Genomic DNA, 14,286 nt, shown 5'->3' with positions numbered 1-14,286 from the left:
TTCAAATTCCGACTTTTCCGACCTTCTAAGCTGAAAAACTGCCTACTTATACCGACTGACAAGCAGTTTTAACATCTCATAGGCTGTGAAGCATAGAAGCAAGTCCTAAAAAATATGCTAGACACGCTGCAACTCCATCTATCTGCGCCAGATTTGGCAGGTCAGAATTACCAGTATCCTAACTACAAGCAAATTCAAGAGCGCATTAAGTTCTTAGTCAAGCATTATCTAGCAAAAGAAGAACTAGGCGATCGCTTGCAAGATTTACCCATCCAATTTGATAACCCGCAGCCGCGACCTTGGCAAGCGATCGATTGGCAGTCTATTCAACTAAAGCAAATTATTGGCATCAACCCAGAAGTATTTCTAGCTATTATCTTAGGCTCGATAGATACAGAAGCACCAATTCGCGGCTATACGCAAACAAGCAGGCAATATTTAAACACCTTACACCCCCAACTCGCCCGTTTTGTTGGCGGTATTGCAGAAGATGGATCTTTATTAGAGATTGGTTTGTGGGAAAAAGAAGAACGCCAACATACCCCAGCCTTGATAAAAATCTACACCCAACTAACAGGCAAAAAAGTAGCACCAAATCAACGCGCTGTCAGACAATATCAGCCTTCAAGCAATCCTTACACAGACCTTTATCGTCATGGACTGCACCGTGTCGCCACTGAATACGGCGCAACCTGTCTTTATCTCTGGTTGATGGCGCATACTACCGGACAATTGCAAGCAGTTCTAGCAGAATTAGTAAAAGATGAAATCAACCACATGACCAAGTTTTGGGGATTTGGTATTTGGGCTTTTCCCGAAAACTCACTACTGCAAATAGGACGTACATTACTCAAACAGCGTCCTACATATAGCAAAAGCCGTAGTAGCTTGCTCGGTACTGTGCAGCGCATGAGCGAGGTGTTGGACTGGCAAAATTGGTCTTTGACTAACAAAGCAACTTTTAGCTTTACCTGCATTTATATTCTCAATTGTCTTTGGGGTTGGAGCAAAAGCCTAACCCCAGAATACTTGCAAGCACTGTTCGGCGAACCTTTGACAGTGACCAGTTACCAGTTACCTAACATTGCTAAACCTAATCGCTAATTGAACTACTAGAGTCTACTAAATTATATGAGTGGCGATTTTTCCACATTACCAATCGATTTAGACCCGCAATTCTTACCTCAACACGTAGCTGTAATTATGGATGGTAACGGGCGTTGGGCTACTAAACAAGGATTACCGCGCGTTGCTGGACATCGCCAAGGCGCAAGAGCGCTCAAACAACTATTGCGCTGTTGCAAGGATTGGGGAATTAAGACGCTAACAGTATACGCATTTTCAACTGAAAACTGGCGAAGACCATTTGCAGAAGTAGATTTTTTGCTGATGCTGTTTGAAAAGTTGCTCAAGAAAGAACTAGCCCAAATGCATAAAGAAGGAGTTAGGCTATCTTTTATTGGGGATTTGTCAGCTTTACCTGAGTCTTTGCAAAATCAGATCGGGCGATCGCTAGTTGAAACCGCGCACAATCAAGCTATCGACTTTAATATTGCCGTCAACTATGGCAGCCGTAACGAAATTACTAGAGTTTGCCATCAAATAGCAAGTAAAGTTCAACAAGAACAATTGAGCTTAGAGGAAATTAGTGAAAACCTGATTGCACAACATCTTTACACGGCAAATACTCCCGATCCAGATTTGCTCATTCGCACCAGTGGCGAAATGCGTCTGAGCAATTTCTTACTCTGGCAATTAGCTTATACAGAGATGTATTTTACTAATTTGTTATTTCCTGATTTTGACCGCGCTGCCTTTCATCAAGCTTTATTAGCGTATCAGAAGCGCGATCGCCGTTTTGGTCAAATTGCTGCTTCTGCTTAAGATTTCTCTACTGGTGCATCAGCAATTCGACTCCATTGATTCCACGAACCATCGTAGTTTCTAACATGGGGATAACCTAGCAAATACTTCAGTACAAACCATATATATCCTGCTCTCGCACCAATAGCACAATAGGGAATAATCTCTTTATCCGCAGTAACTCCATGACTGTTATATAGTTCTTGCAATTGCTGGAGCGATTTAAAAGTTCCATCCGCGTTCAAAGTCTGTAAATGCTCTATATGCACAGCACCAGGAATATGTCCTGATCTTTCTGTTGGTTCTGGCGGTTTAAGCAAAAAGTATTCACCGCGATATTCTTGAGACGTACGCACATCTAATAACACGCTCTCTTTTTGAGCGATCGCTGCTCGAACTTCTGGCTGAGAAATTCGCATACTAGAATCGAGAGCTTGAACGTGGTACTGGGTGGGAGCATACTGTGCTAAATCTGCACTTATCGGGCGATTTTCTGCCAGCCATTTTTGATGTCCGCCATTGAGTACGCGCACGTGAGGATGTCCTAGTGCTTTCAACAGCCACAAAATCCATGCACCAGTACCAGGATAACTACCGTAAGCAATCACAGTTGTATCGTTAGTAATCCCAGAACGCTCGAAAAGTCGAGCCATAGCTGTTGGATCGAGATTCATTTGCAAATCGGGTAATAATAAATCGGTAAAAGTGTTCCAGAAAACAGCACCAGGAATATGAGCGTTTTTAAATGTTTCTGGGCTGGTATCAACTTCAACCACGCGCACATTAGGATCGTTTAGCCGCTCGTTTAGCCATTGGGTATCAACAACAATTTCATGCATATATTTTCTGCTCAAGCTTGTAGTTAGCTAGCGCCGCTTTTAGCTTGGGGCTTTATCTGCGATCGCGCATAAAATTAAAATAAGCTGGTTGCCTAACTGAGCCTAGTCCTCGAACGAGTACACTTTGCGTATGGCGAACTTTTTACAAGCGGCGATTGAGGCAATTTCTAAGGCAAAAAACGAGCAAGAATTGCGATCGCAATTACTAGCAGTAGGTATGAGCGAGTATTTTTCTGCTACGCGCTGCGGGTTGTGTTTCTTTGACCAATTTGATTTAACCGATAGTAAGCTCAGAAAAATTCTAGATGTTGCCTTATCTATCGAGCGCAATCCTATCGCCCGCTATTTAGTAGAGCATCACGCCCCTGTGTGCGAATCTTTGGTAACATCGCCTAAAGTATGGCAGTTAATTTGTCCGCGTGCCGATCATTGGCACGTAATGGCAGGACCAATCGTTAGCTACGGGCAATTGATCGGTATAGTTGGTGTTACTCGCAGCCAGGGAATGTCAGCTTTTGATTGGCGAAACCTGACCGATTTAAGCGCTTTGTGCTTGCATATATCTACATGGGCAGCAATTAAGCGATCGCATCAGCAAGCAAGCTCTCATCAATCTCCTAGCCTCTTTAAACACGATCTACTGCGCCTTACGCCTCGTGAAGTCCAAATTGCCCAATTGGTTGCTCAAGGGTTTACTAATGCCGAAATTGGCGCTGAACTTTGGATTACTGAAAATTCTGTCAAGCAAGCGCTAAAAAGGATGTTTCGCAAACTTGATGTTTCATCTCGTGCGGAAATGGTGGGACAACTTTGGGCGCAAAGAGATTCTTACAGCAATTTTTGACAAAAAAAGAGGCGGTGCGATCGCACCGCCTCTAAATCTAATTCAAGTTAGTTAAATCGGTAAGCAGCACCTAATTGAAGGCTAGTAGCAGCAGCCGAACTATCTTCGTAGGCATCTAGTCCTAACTTCACATCACCGTAAAGCACAACTTGGTCAGTGACTTGAGATTCAACACCTGTAGACAAGACAACCGCATCCTTATTACCTAAAGGAGTGGATTGACCATCTTTGCCAACAAAAGAGTAACCAGCACCCAGATAAACGTTGGTATTGTTGCTCACAGGCACGTCGTAAGATAGCGATGGGATAACTGAGACTGTCTCGCCACCAAATAACAGCGCTCCTCTAGCTGAAATTGGTGTGTTGGGGATAGCATAACGTCCTTGGACGTTGCCGCCAAATTGCGCGTCATCATTGTATCTTGGGCTACCACCATCAGTAACGCCAGCAGAAATACCAGCACCTAGATAGCTAGCGTTAGTACCTGTCGGCTGTTGACTAACAGTTTGAGCAGAAGCATTCCCAGCAAAGAGCATTACAGGAGCAACTACAGTAGAAAGGGCAAGCACACTTGGAAATAGGCGTTTCATAATTCTGTCTAACCATCTGTTATAAAGTCTGTCGTCGCAATGATGGTTACTATCGCAAAAGCTAGAACTTATCTACATCTATTAGCTTTTGGAAACTGTTTGTCGTACCTTCCATTGCCACATTTCTAAAGTAACGCTTCGCATACGTAATATTTAACGTCAATGTACTGTTGTTATAGTGTCACAAAAAGTTACATATTCGGAGATGATTGAGGTAAAGTTTTGGTTAGAGTGACTGGCTAGGTGCAGGAGCGATCGCTGCAATACTTGATAATTAATACAATGGTCGTTGAGAAGCGACAAAATAATTTAAACTTCAGCCATTAGCAGAAATATCATAAGACACAGATATGCCTAGAACTCAGCGCAACGATAATTTTATTGACAAGTCTTTTACAGTAATGGCAGACATCATCTTAAAGATTTTGCCTACCAACAAAAAAGCTAAAGAAGCGTTCGTTTATTACCGCGATGGAATGTCAGCACAAGCAGATGGCGAATACGCCGAAGCTTTAGACAATTACAACGAAGCTTTGGAGTTAGAGGAAGATCCCAACGATCGCAGTTATATCCTCTACAATATGGGACTAATTTTTGCTAGCAATGGCGAACATGATAAAGCTATAGAACACTACGAGCAAGCTTTAGAATCTAACCCACGATTGCCCCAAGCTTTGAATAATATTGCCGTAATTTACCACTATCAAGGCGAACAAGCTAAAGCCGCCGGAGATGCTGACGGCGCTGAAGGGTATTATGACAAAGCGGCTGAGTATTGGCTAAGAGCAATTAGAATGGCTCCTAACAACTACCTCGAAGCCCAAAACTGGCTGAAAACCACAGGCCGCTCGAATATAGATATATATTTCTAGCTGCTTGGCGGTGGGTTTGGTAGGATGCTAAAACCCACCGCACACACTCTTAAATTTCTACTTTTATGATCGATCGCGAACAAGTCCGTAAAGTTGCCTTACTCGCCCGTTTGGAACTAACGCCGGAAGAAGAAGAAAAATTTACTACTCAGTTGGGCAGTATCTTAGATTATTTTGAACAACTGAGCGAACTTGATGTTACCGATGTACCGCCGACAACACGAGCAATTGATGTCAGCAACGTAACTAGAAGCGATGAACTGCATCCATACAGCGATACTGAAGCCCTGCTCAATAGCGCTCCTAACCGAGAAGACGAATTTTTTAGAGTCCCCAAAATCCTCAATGCAGAATAATTTAATATTGATGCATTAGCCTTAAGAGTGATGACATTCAAGCCATAATTCGCTCCTATTAGAAATTAGGGGCTATATCCGAGGAATTTAGCTAAAAAGCCTGGATATAGATTAATTTTGGTAATTATAGGGGTCAATTATGGGTTTAGGTATCCTTAAAGATGGAAAATGGATTCCCAGGCGGGATCAAGAAGACGAACAAGGTAAATTTGTTCGCCCTTCTACTACTTTCCGCGACAAAATTACTGCTGATGGTTCTAGCGGCTTCAAAGCCGAACCTGGACGTTACCACCTATACATATCTTGGGCTTGTCCTTGGGCGCACCGCACCGCCCTAACGCGCCGTTTAAAGGGGTTAGAAGATGTAGTTGGTCTATCAGTAGTTGCAGCAGAAATTGACCAAAATAGCTGGGAATTTTCTGAGACTGAACCTGGTACTATTGCCGATACCGTCAACCATACTAATTATCTATGGCAAGTGTATCTTAAAGCCGACCCTAACTATAGCGGACGGGTAACAGTTCCGGTACTTTGGGACAAACAAACAGGCACAATTGTCAATAATGAATCTCGTGAAATTGTCAGGATGTTTGACACCCAGTTTGATGCTTATGCAAAGAACAAAGTCAACTTCTATCCTGAAAACTTGCAGACAGTTATTGATGAAACTGGCGATGCTATTTATCAGCCAATCAATAACGGCGTTTATCGCGCTGGTTTTGCTACTACCCAATCTGCTTATGATGAAGCAGTAACAGAACTATTTGCAGCACTTGACCATTGGGAAGGCGTACTCGCAAAGCAAAGGTACTTATGCGGCGATCGCATTACCGAAGCAGATTGGTTTATGTTTACCACTTTGTTGCGCTTCGACGCTGTATATTACGTACATTTCAAATGCAATTTGCGCCGGATTGTAGATTATCCCAACTTGTGGAACTACCTCAAAGACTTGTACCAATACAGTGGAGTCCAAGAAACCTGTAACTTAGACCATATCAAACGGCATTATTACCGCAGCCATCCCAACGTTAACCCAACAAGAATTGTCCCTAAAGGACCAATAATAGACTTTACAGAGGCGCACAATCGCGATCGCATACCAGTCGCAGTTTAGCCTTAGTTTGAGCAACCAAGCAGGGAAAAAGAACTAAAAAAGTGTCCTTCTACCCTGCTCTACGAGCTTTGACAGCTTGCCTAAAGCCAAGGGCAATTAATATATTAGATAGCGTTAAAAACAGTTCTGCTGAACCATGCAGCCAATCTACATTAGCTAAAGCCTCGTGATAATGAACTTGAGCGTAAATCCCAGCAGGAATAGTAACAGCAACAAAAACTAGAGTGCCATAAAACCCAATTAGGGCTAAACGAGGCATAGGTTTTACGCGGCTGAGAAACCACAAAAAACCTAGATAGGGAAATAAAGATAAAGCAAAAAGAGCTTCTTTGGAAATCATTACCCTATTTTAGAAGAATTATTGCTAATTTGAGCATTAGCAGCTTGGTTAGATTTAGTCGCCCGCCAAATCCACCACGCCGCTGCTAAAAGCGTAAAGTTACCAACCAACGTTAACGCTGCTTGCAGTGTCACCACCCATTCCAAAGATTCAGCATTATCAAAAAAGTGCCAAGTACAAGCGCACATAGCACTAATTAATGCAGGCAGCATAGCAAAAGATAGCGCAAACCAAGATTTTTCGCGCGTCACTTCGCCATACATCCAAATCAACCAAATAGCGCTAATCCACTCAATAACGCTAGAAACGTGAATAATCCAAGTAGGAATTGATAGAGCGTGCATGGGAGAGAGGGGGAGCAGGGGGAGCAGGGGAGCAGAGGGAGAAAACAATAAACTTACATATTGTCTTCCTTGTCCCCCTTGTCTTCCTTGTCTAAGTTATCTACTTAAGCCAATCTTGAGGCTTTAAGTAGGTTTCGTACAGTTCGGCTTCAGGTGTATTCGGTTCTGGCTGATAGCCGTATTCCCAACGTACTAACGGCGGTAAAGACATCAAAATCGACTCGGTGCGTCCGTTGGTTTGCAGCCCGAAAATTGTGCCTCGGTCGTAGACTAAGTTAAATTCTACGTAACGTCCCCGCCGATATAATTGGAAATTGCGTTCGCGATCGCCATATTCCATGTTTTTGCGGCGTTCTACAATTGGTGTATAAGCTGGCAAAAAGGCTTTACCGCAGTCACGGGCAAATACAAACAATTCTTCCCAATTGCGCTGTGCAGGTACGCCAACTTGCTTGCTGTAATTGGCTGCCGGACCTTCTGGGTCTGGACCGCGATATAATTCTCCTTGTCCGTCTTGATAATCGAAGAATATACCGCCTACGCCGCGAGTTTCTTGGCGGTGCTTTAAATAGAAGTATTCATCGCACCAACGCTTAAATGTTGGGTAATATTCAGGGTTATGGGCATCTGCTGCCTGTTTCATGGTGGAATGAAAGTGGACGACATCCTCCCTAAAAGGATAATAAGGCGTTAAATCTATCCCGCCACCAAACCACCAAACAGGACCAGCTTCAAAATAACGATAATTGAGGTGAACTGTAGGTATGTAAGGATTGCGCGGGTGCAAGACCATTGATGTACCTGTAGCAAACCATTTATGTCCTTTAGCATCAGGGCGTTGCGCCAAAATTGACGGTGGCAAATGCGAACCCCAGACCTCAGAAAAGCCTACTCCACCTTGTTCAAATATACCGCCATCACGCATTACACGCGATCGCCCGCCGCCGCCTTCTTCTCTATCCCAAGAGTCTTGACGAAACAAACTTACTCCATCAAGCTGTTCTAGGGCTTGACAAATTTCATCTTGCAGCCCTTGCATTAGCTGTCTGACTCGATCTTTAGCATCAGTAGGAGGCAATGCAGTTGACGTTGTTGGCGAGGAACTTGAAGCAATGGTCATAATTACAACTTAATTTAAACAAAAGTTAATTTTTAAACAGGTTGTTAGGTAGAACTAACACAGTTAGTTGTCAGTTCCGCTAGAGTTTTACAAAGTTAGCTTTGGCGATCGCTCCATTTATTGTCTCTCAAATCTGACTTAACGCGCGATCGCCTCCTCAACGTTAATAAATTTTTAGGTAACGTAGCCATCCAAGTAAGTCTAACGACAGATCCAGAGGTGGGAGAGACTAAGTTAAGAAATCGTTAATTATTAGTCTTAATGCGCGAATTACGAATTACGAATTACGAATTAAATCAGGGCTTAGGGAGGACGCTTGCCGAATAATGCACAAATGTATTTCCAAATTCATCCACCGCAAACATCGTTGGTTTCGCTGTTCTCTAGCGCGCACTTATGAAGCTATTAGTTCTGCTTCTGTAGACGAACTTTGGCAAAAAGTAGTGGACTTAGCTGATGTATCTTGGCATCCTATTCTATCCAAAACCAACGTTCCTAACGGCTTAGTACCAAAGCCTGGTTTAATTTATCAAGCTGTAACGCGCTTAGGTCCAATTCCCGTCCGCATTTTTGTGGAGATGGTTAGACCTGGAGAATTGCTAAGTGTAAGAGTAATTGCCATTCCAGGCGTAGAAGAACGAGTAACTTACCGGATAGAATCGAGTGTTTGCGGTAATTGTATTTCTTATTCAGTCACCTTAAAAGGTTGGCTGTCGCCGCTAGTTTGGTCTTTCTCACGTCGTCATGCAGCACAAGTAGCAGCAGCTTTAGCAGCAGCAGCAGAAAAGGCAACTCTACCTGGAGTTAGCCAAAAACCCAAAAATAGTTTTGAGTTTTGAATGGCAGTCATAGATTTGGATATTTGCCAAACAAAGCGATCGCTCTACTTAGGAAGTTAAGATGCATTAGGGAGTATTTGCGCGTACATCCCTAATATTAGTGCTTCCTTTCTTCAAAAAAGCCATGATTGAAACCCTTAATGCTAATTCTGTATTAGAAGTATTGCGACCAGTTCAAGATCCAGAATTGCGTAAGAGTCTGGTAGAAATGAATATGATTCGCAATATTCATATTGACGGCGGTAAAGTTAGCTTTACTTTGGTGCTAACAACTCCAGCTTGTCCGTTGCGCGAATTTATTGTCGAAGACTGTCAAAAAGCTGTAAAAACATTACCAGGAGTAACTGAGGTACTGGTAGATGTCACAGCCGAAACTCCTCAACAAAAAAGCTTACCCGATCGCACTGGTATTGCTGGCGTAAAAAATATCTTGGCAATTTCCTCTGGTAAAGGTGGTGTAGGCAAAAGTTCGATTGCTGTGAATATTGCTGTTGCTTTAGCGCAAACTGGGGCAAAAGTCGGCTTATTAGATGCTGATATCTACGGTCCTAATGCGCCAACAATGCTAGGACTTGCAGAAGCAAAGATTATGGTACGCGAAGGCAAACAAGGAGAGATCCTAGAACCTGCCTTCAATCATGGCGTAAAGCTTGTTTCAATGGGTTTTTTAATTGACCCAGATCAGCCTGTGGTGTGGCGCGGACCGATGTTAAACGGCGTAATTCGCCAGTTTCTCTATCAAGTAGAGTGGGGAGAATTAGATTATCTAATCGTCGATATGCCGCCAGGAACGGGAGATGCTCAACTAACTTTAACTCAAGCCGTACCAATGGCGGGAGCAGTAATTGTCACCACACCGCAAACTGTTGCCTTACTCGATTCTCGTAAAGGCTTGCGGATGTTCGAGCAAATGCGCGTACCAGTTTTAGGCATAGTAGAAAATATGAGCTATTTCGTACCTCCAGATATGCCAGATAAGCACTACGACATTTTTGGTTCTGGAGGCGGGGAAAAAACAGCCAAGGAAATGGGCGTACCTTTACTGGGCTGCGTGCCTTTGGAGATATCTTTAAGACAAGGAGGCGATCGCGGAATTCCGATTGTCATCGCCGAACCCGAGTCAGCATCAGCCAAAGCCTTAACAGCGATCGCGCTTAATATTGCAGGTAAAGTCTCAGTAGCCGCTTTAACTTAGGTCAAGAATGATTTAGGGACACTTAATAGATGTGTCCCTATCTTCTAAGCAGACGTATTTATTCACCTAAAAACGCTAAGACTTGCTTATTGAAAGCATCAGAGCATTCTATATAAATCAAGTGTCCGCATTCATCAAAAAGTTGTAGCTTGGCATTAGGAATTGCTTGCACTGCTACTTGTGCGTATTTAACCGGAATCACTCGATCTTGCTTGCCCCACAGAACAAGTGTTGGACAATGAATTTTGCTAAGACACTCCCTAATACTGCTCAAAAACGCTGATTTCATGCCCAAAAAGTTCGCAGCAGTGCGAAATGTCCGCAATTGAAACTTCAACACTTCTACAGGTATGTTCCGATAGACGAGATCGATAACCTCATCTGTGAGAAAAAGTTGAGGAGCGTAGAAGCATTGATGTATGAGAAATTTGGCAGTTGCAATGCTAGGTTTGTTTAAGGCTTCACCGACTCCTGGAATAGCTGAAACTCTCATGCCAAAGCCAACAGATTTCCCTAATCCGGCACAATTGGCTAATACCAATTTTTGTACGCGATCTGGGTACGCTGATGTTAGCTTGAGGGCGATCGCTCCGCCACCAGAAGTTGCCACTAAAGATAACTGCGATAACCCAACTGCATCCACAAATTCGATAACAAATTGGGCGAGATCGTCGTAGGTATAAGTTGTATCTGGCTTATCTGATTTGCCAGAGCCTACTAAATCGAGAGCATATACTCGATGATTTTGGGCAAGCTCAAAAACATTTTTGTACCAGTAATCAATTGAAGCTCCAGCACCGTGAACAAACAGAACTGAAGTTCCTTGATTGCCAACTTGCCAATAACGAGTATTAATGCCATTAACTCGAATAAATTGGTCAGCAGGGGTTTGGATCATGGCTGATTTCTCGTGGCGAGCGCGTTCAAAGCTTCGGTCATCACACTTAGCATCACGTCGAAACTAGCAGTAGTTGGGCGTGAAAGTACAAACATTCCCGAACTCTCTGCCTGAATAAAGCCATACACTGCTGCATGAAAAATGCGAATAGCATCTACCAGTTCATCTGCATTGAAGCTGTAGCTTCTCAACGCACTCGTATAGAAACTGGCAATTTCATGCACGATATTTTTGAAAGCATCTACACTCGCATCTACGCGCACTTGTGCCATGACGCGCCATAGAATCGGATGCTGTCGTGCGAAATCTCGGATAGCGTACCCAATTTGATGTAATTGTTCTTCTGGCTCGTCTATTCCTGTGGCAGCACGTCGGTAGTGGCTGATAAATCGTCGCCAAATCTCTAACGTTACTGCTTCCTTAAGTGCAGCATTGCCATCAAAATGCTTGTATATAGAGGGTGGCTTAATCCCAATTTCTCGTGCAACTCGATGTACTCCTAATGCCAATTCACCCTCTTGCTCCAAGCAGGCGATCGCAGCATTAATAATATCTTGCTGGCTCAATGTTTTCTCTTTAACAGGACGACCCAAGGCATAGAACCAAATAAGCTAACAGCCTTAGCTTAAAGCTAACAGTCTTAGCTAGTCAAGTAGTTGGAAGATGAGCGGTTTCAATCGAGCCTTCGGGAAGCTAAAAATTAAAGTAGATTTAATTTATAAAGGAAATTAAATGCCAGCATTATTTTTACGCAAAGCTAAAAGTATAAAGCTAGTTAAATTTAATCCAATCTCGATAAATAGTTTTTAATCGCTCTATCCTTACTCAATCGCCCCTATTCCATAAATGCTAAGAAAGTCACCGTATAAAATTCGCTGGCAATATTTGTTCGCGGCTTGGAAGCAAATAGATTGGTGGCTGCTTGCCCTTTGCGTAGGAATGTCACTATTTGGCGGCATTATGATTCGCAGCACCGAATTAAATCAGGGACTTACAGACTGGTGGCAGCACTGGCTAGTAGGCGGTGTAGGCTTGACTGTAGCTATGTTTATCGCCCGTTGGCGTTATGAAAACTTACTCCAGTTACATTGGTTCATCTACAGCATTACTAACATTAGCTTGATTGCAGTGATGGTAATCGGAACTTCCGCCAAAGGGGCGCAACGCTGGATCTCAATTGCTGGCTTCAACCTCCAACCTTCAGAATTTGCCAAAGTAGGAGTTATCATCACACTAGCGGCGATTTTACAAGCAAAAACAGCGTCAACCATGCCCGCTTTCTTAAAAGCTTTAGCAATTACCGCCGTACCTTGGGCATTAGTATTTTTGCAGCCAGACTTGGGTACTTCTTTAGTATTTGGGGCAATTACTTTAGGAATGCTTTATTGGGGTAATGCTAACCCTGGATGGTTGATATTGCTAGCTTCGCCTCTTGTTTCGGTAATTTTGTTTAATGTATTTTTGCCTGGCTGGGTAGTGTGGACGATCGCCATGTGTGCGATCGCCTATCTTACTTTACCTTGGCAGCGCATAGGAGCAGTTGGCGCTGTCGTAGTTAACTTGTTAGCTGGGGAATTGGGCAGTATCCTTTGGAACGTATTAAAAGACTATCAAAAAGACCGCATCATCTTATTTCTCAACCCCGAAAAAGACCCCTTGGGCGGTGGCTACCATTTGATTCAATCGCGGATTGCTATCGGTGCAGGCGAACGCTGGGGACAAGGGTTAAATAACGGTACTCAAACTCAGCTTAATTTTATTCCCGAACAGCATACAGACTTTATTTTCTCAGCAATTGGTGAAGAACTAGGCTTTGTCGGCTGCTTGGCAGTATTATTTGTGTTTTGGCTCATTTGCTGGCGTTTGCTACATATTGCTCGTACTGCCAAAGACAATTTTGGTTCTTTGCTAGCAGTTGGTGTATTGTCAATGCTAGTGTTTCAGGTAATTGTTAATATCAGCATGACAATCGGACTTGCACCTGTAACAGGTATACCTCTACCCTTAGTTAGCTACGGGCGATCGGCAATGCTGACGAATTTTATTGCTCTAGGCATAGTAGAATCAGTAGCAAATTATCGGCAACGGCTCAAATTTTACTAATTAGGAAAAATGTTAATATTACCTGGTGCAACAGTGCGCGTAACTAATGCCAACGATACCTACTATGGCTATCAAGGGCTAGTCCAAAGAGTAACTGACGGGAAAGTTGCCGTTTTATTTGAAGGCGGTAATTGGGATAAGATAATTACCTTCAAACTGTCTGACTTATCGGCAGTAGAAGTAACAGCAGGGCGCAAAAAAGCAAAATAATTGCAGCAATTAGAGCGATCGCATTCAATCGTAGGATAATCACGCCTTACGAATTAAAAATTACGACTTATTATGCGTCTTCCCTTACCCCAATTTACTACAAGCGATCGCTCTCCACATCACATTGCTGAAGTGATCGAAACTTCGACAGCCGAATTTTTGGCTCAATGTCTAGATCCTGAAGACTTGAGCTTTCCTGTAATGCCACCGTTTGGTAGTTGGGTAAAATCTACCGACGAAGAATCGGGCAATCAAGTTTATGCTGTGGTTTATCATGCTACAACAATGCCCATCGATTCGGTCCATCGGGCAAGGGCTTTAGGCTTATCGTTGCAAGACTTGCGCGAACAACAACCTCAGATATTTGCCATGCTCAAAACTGAGTTTCGGGCGGCAATTGTCGGATTTAAGCAGCAATTAGAACCTAGAAGCACTACTCTTTATCAATATTTGCCACCACGTCCGCCACAAATTCACCAAGCAGTTTATCATTGCGATGCTCAGGAAATTGTTGAGTTTAGCGAACAGCTAGATTTTTTACGTACATTACTGCAAATTAATGGCACACCTCAAGAAGCCTTGACAGCCGCCGCTATTCGTCATATTTATCAATTACGTCATGGCGATCGCCCTTGGCTAGTCAAAGCTGGCAGAACTCTCAGCATTCTCCTTAAAGACGACTACGATCGCTTGAAAGTAATTTTGAGCCAAATCCATCCCTAGAGAGTTATTTAAACTCGTTTGATTCTAGTATGT

The 14,286-nt window shown here is 43.2% G+C and carries 18 protein-coding genes; 11 read left to right on the top strand and 7 right to left on the bottom strand.

Translation table 11 applies throughout. The annotated features are described in order from the left end of the window. Positions 1 to 114: 114 nt before the first annotated feature. Both UH38_RS05185 and UH38_RS05180 read left to right on the top strand, forming a co-directional pair. Positions 115 to 1,104, top strand: coding sequence for a ferritin family protein (locus tag UH38_RS05185; RefSeq protein WP_045053548.1), 990 nt, complete (start codon positions 115 to 117; stop codon positions 1,102 to 1,104). Positions 1,105 to 1,131: 27 nt separating this feature from the next. Then, complete coding sequence (locus UH38_RS05180; protein WP_045053547.1) at positions 1,132 to 1,884, top strand: isoprenyl transferase; 753 nt, start codon at positions 1,132 to 1,134, stop codon at positions 1,882 to 1,884. On the opposite strand, the gene UH38_RS05175 is transcribed toward UH38_RS05180, so the two are convergent. Continuing rightward, positions 1,881 to 2,702: a sulfurtransferase gene (locus tag UH38_RS05175; protein WP_045053546.1), complete on the bottom strand. Its 822-nt coding sequence runs from the start codon at positions 2,700 to 2,702 to the stop codon at positions 1,881 to 1,883. The two genes, UH38_RS05180 and UH38_RS05175, sit on opposite strands and share 4 nt — an antisense overlap. Before the next feature lie 130 nt (positions 2,703 to 2,832). Here UH38_RS05175 and UH38_RS05170 point away from each other — a divergent pair, with 130 nt between their 5' ends. Next, a complete protein-coding gene (locus UH38_RS05170; protein ID WP_045053545.1) occupies positions 2,833 to 3,546 on the top strand; it encodes a helix-turn-helix transcriptional regulator in 714 nt (237 codons plus the stop codon). A gap of 47 nt (positions 3,547 to 3,593) precedes the next feature. Here UH38_RS05170 and UH38_RS05165 read toward each other — a convergent pair whose 3' ends face one another. Next, on the bottom strand, positions 3,594 to 4,136 hold the full coding sequence (locus UH38_RS05165; RefSeq protein WP_045053544.1) for an outer membrane beta-barrel protein: 543 nt from the start codon (positions 4,134 to 4,136) through the stop codon (positions 3,594 to 3,596). 350 nt (positions 4,137 to 4,486) lie between these two features. Between UH38_RS05165 and UH38_RS05160 the strand changes: the two genes are divergently transcribed. From UH38_RS05160 to UH38_RS05150, 3 genes are all read left to right on the top strand, one after another. Continuing rightward, a complete protein-coding gene (locus tag UH38_RS05160; protein WP_045053543.1) occupies positions 4,487 to 5,008 on the top strand; it encodes a photosystem I assembly protein Ycf3 in 522 nt (173 codons plus the stop codon). Between the two features lie 65 nt (positions 5,009 to 5,073). Then, positions 5,074 to 5,364 (top strand): Asp-tRNA(Asn)/Glu-tRNA(Gln) amidotransferase subunit GatC, encoded by a 291-nt coding sequence (gene gatC, locus UH38_RS05155; protein ID WP_045053542.1) that lies wholly within the window; start codon positions 5,074 to 5,076, stop codon positions 5,362 to 5,364. Positions 5,365 to 5,503: 139 nt separating this feature from the next. Then, entirely contained in the window at positions 5,504 to 6,481 is a 978-nt protein-coding gene (locus tag UH38_RS05150; protein WP_045053541.1) for a glutathione S-transferase family protein, read from the top strand. Positions 6,482 to 6,530: 49 nt separating this feature from the next. Here UH38_RS05150 and UH38_RS05145 read toward each other — a convergent pair whose 3' ends face one another. The 3 genes from UH38_RS05145 to hemF form a co-directional block, all read right to left on the bottom strand. Beyond that, positions 6,531 to 6,821 (bottom strand): DUF3593 domain-containing protein, encoded by a 291-nt coding sequence (locus UH38_RS05145; RefSeq protein WP_045053540.1) that lies wholly within the window; start codon positions 6,819 to 6,821, stop codon positions 6,531 to 6,533. Beyond that, positions 6,821 to 7,165 carry a DUF2499 domain-containing protein gene (locus tag UH38_RS05140; protein ID WP_045053539.1) on the bottom strand — a complete coding sequence of 115 codons (345 nt, stop codon included), beginning with the start codon at positions 7,163 to 7,165 and terminating at the stop codon, positions 6,821 to 6,823. The genes UH38_RS05145 and UH38_RS05140 overlap by 1 nt, the downstream gene beginning before the upstream one ends. 100 nt (positions 7,166 to 7,265) lie before the next feature. Continuing rightward, complete coding sequence (gene hemF, locus UH38_RS05135; protein WP_045053538.1) at positions 7,266 to 8,285, bottom strand: oxygen-dependent coproporphyrinogen oxidase; 1,020 nt, start codon at positions 8,283 to 8,285, stop codon at positions 7,266 to 7,268. 326 nt (positions 8,286 to 8,611) lie between these two features. Between hemF and UH38_RS05130 the strand changes: the two genes are divergently transcribed. Together UH38_RS05130 and UH38_RS05125 are read left to right on the top strand one after the other, a co-directional pair. Continuing rightward, on the top strand, positions 8,612 to 9,124 hold the full coding sequence (locus tag UH38_RS05130) for a hypothetical protein (protein WP_045053537.1): 513 nt from the start codon (positions 8,612 to 8,614) through the stop codon (positions 9,122 to 9,124). Between the two features lie 124 nt (positions 9,125 to 9,248). After that, positions 9,249 to 10,319 (top strand): Mrp/NBP35 family ATP-binding protein, encoded by a 1,071-nt coding sequence (locus tag UH38_RS05125; RefSeq protein WP_045053536.1) that lies wholly within the window; start codon positions 9,249 to 9,251, stop codon positions 10,317 to 10,319. Between the two features lie 58 nt (positions 10,320 to 10,377). Here UH38_RS05125 and UH38_RS05120 read toward each other — a convergent pair whose 3' ends face one another. Further along, positions 10,378 to 11,217 carry an alpha/beta fold hydrolase gene (locus UH38_RS05120; RefSeq protein ID WP_045053535.1) on the bottom strand — a complete coding sequence of 280 codons (840 nt, stop codon included), beginning with the start codon at positions 11,215 to 11,217 and terminating at the stop codon, positions 10,378 to 10,380. After that, positions 11,214 to 11,810 (bottom strand): TetR/AcrR family transcriptional regulator, encoded by a 597-nt coding sequence (locus UH38_RS05115; RefSeq protein ID WP_045053534.1) that lies wholly within the window; start codon positions 11,808 to 11,810, stop codon positions 11,214 to 11,216. The genes UH38_RS05120 and UH38_RS05115 overlap by 4 nt, the downstream gene beginning before the upstream one ends. Before the next feature lie 253 nt (positions 11,811 to 12,063). Between UH38_RS05115 and rodA the strand changes: the two genes are divergently transcribed. The 3 genes from rodA (at position 12,064) to UH38_RS05100 (ending at position 14,253) form a co-directional block, all read left to right on the top strand. After that, positions 12,064 to 13,320 carry a rod shape-determining protein RodA gene (rodA, locus tag UH38_RS05110; protein WP_045053533.1) on the top strand — a complete coding sequence of 419 codons (1,257 nt, stop codon included), beginning with the start codon at positions 12,064 to 12,066 and terminating at the stop codon, positions 13,318 to 13,320. A gap of 9 nt (positions 13,321 to 13,329) precedes the next feature. Beyond that, entirely contained in the window at positions 13,330 to 13,530 is a 201-nt protein-coding gene (locus UH38_RS05105; protein ID WP_045053532.1) for an NAD(P)H dehydrogenase subunit NdhS, read from the top strand. A gap of 72 nt (positions 13,531 to 13,602) precedes the next feature. Further along, entirely contained in the window at positions 13,603 to 14,253 is a 651-nt protein-coding gene (locus UH38_RS05100; RefSeq protein WP_045053531.1) for an HAS-barrel domain-containing protein, read from the top strand. The last annotated feature ends 33 nt before the right edge of the window (positions 14,254 to 14,286 follow it).

Origin of the sequence: Aliterella atlantica CENA595 (assembly GCF_000952155.1) — a bacterium.
Taxonomy (GTDB): Bacteria; Cyanobacteriota; Cyanobacteriia; order Cyanobacteriales; family Chroococcidiopsidaceae; genus Aliterella; species Aliterella atlantica.
This window is presented reverse-complemented; position numbering and strand designations above follow the sequence as displayed.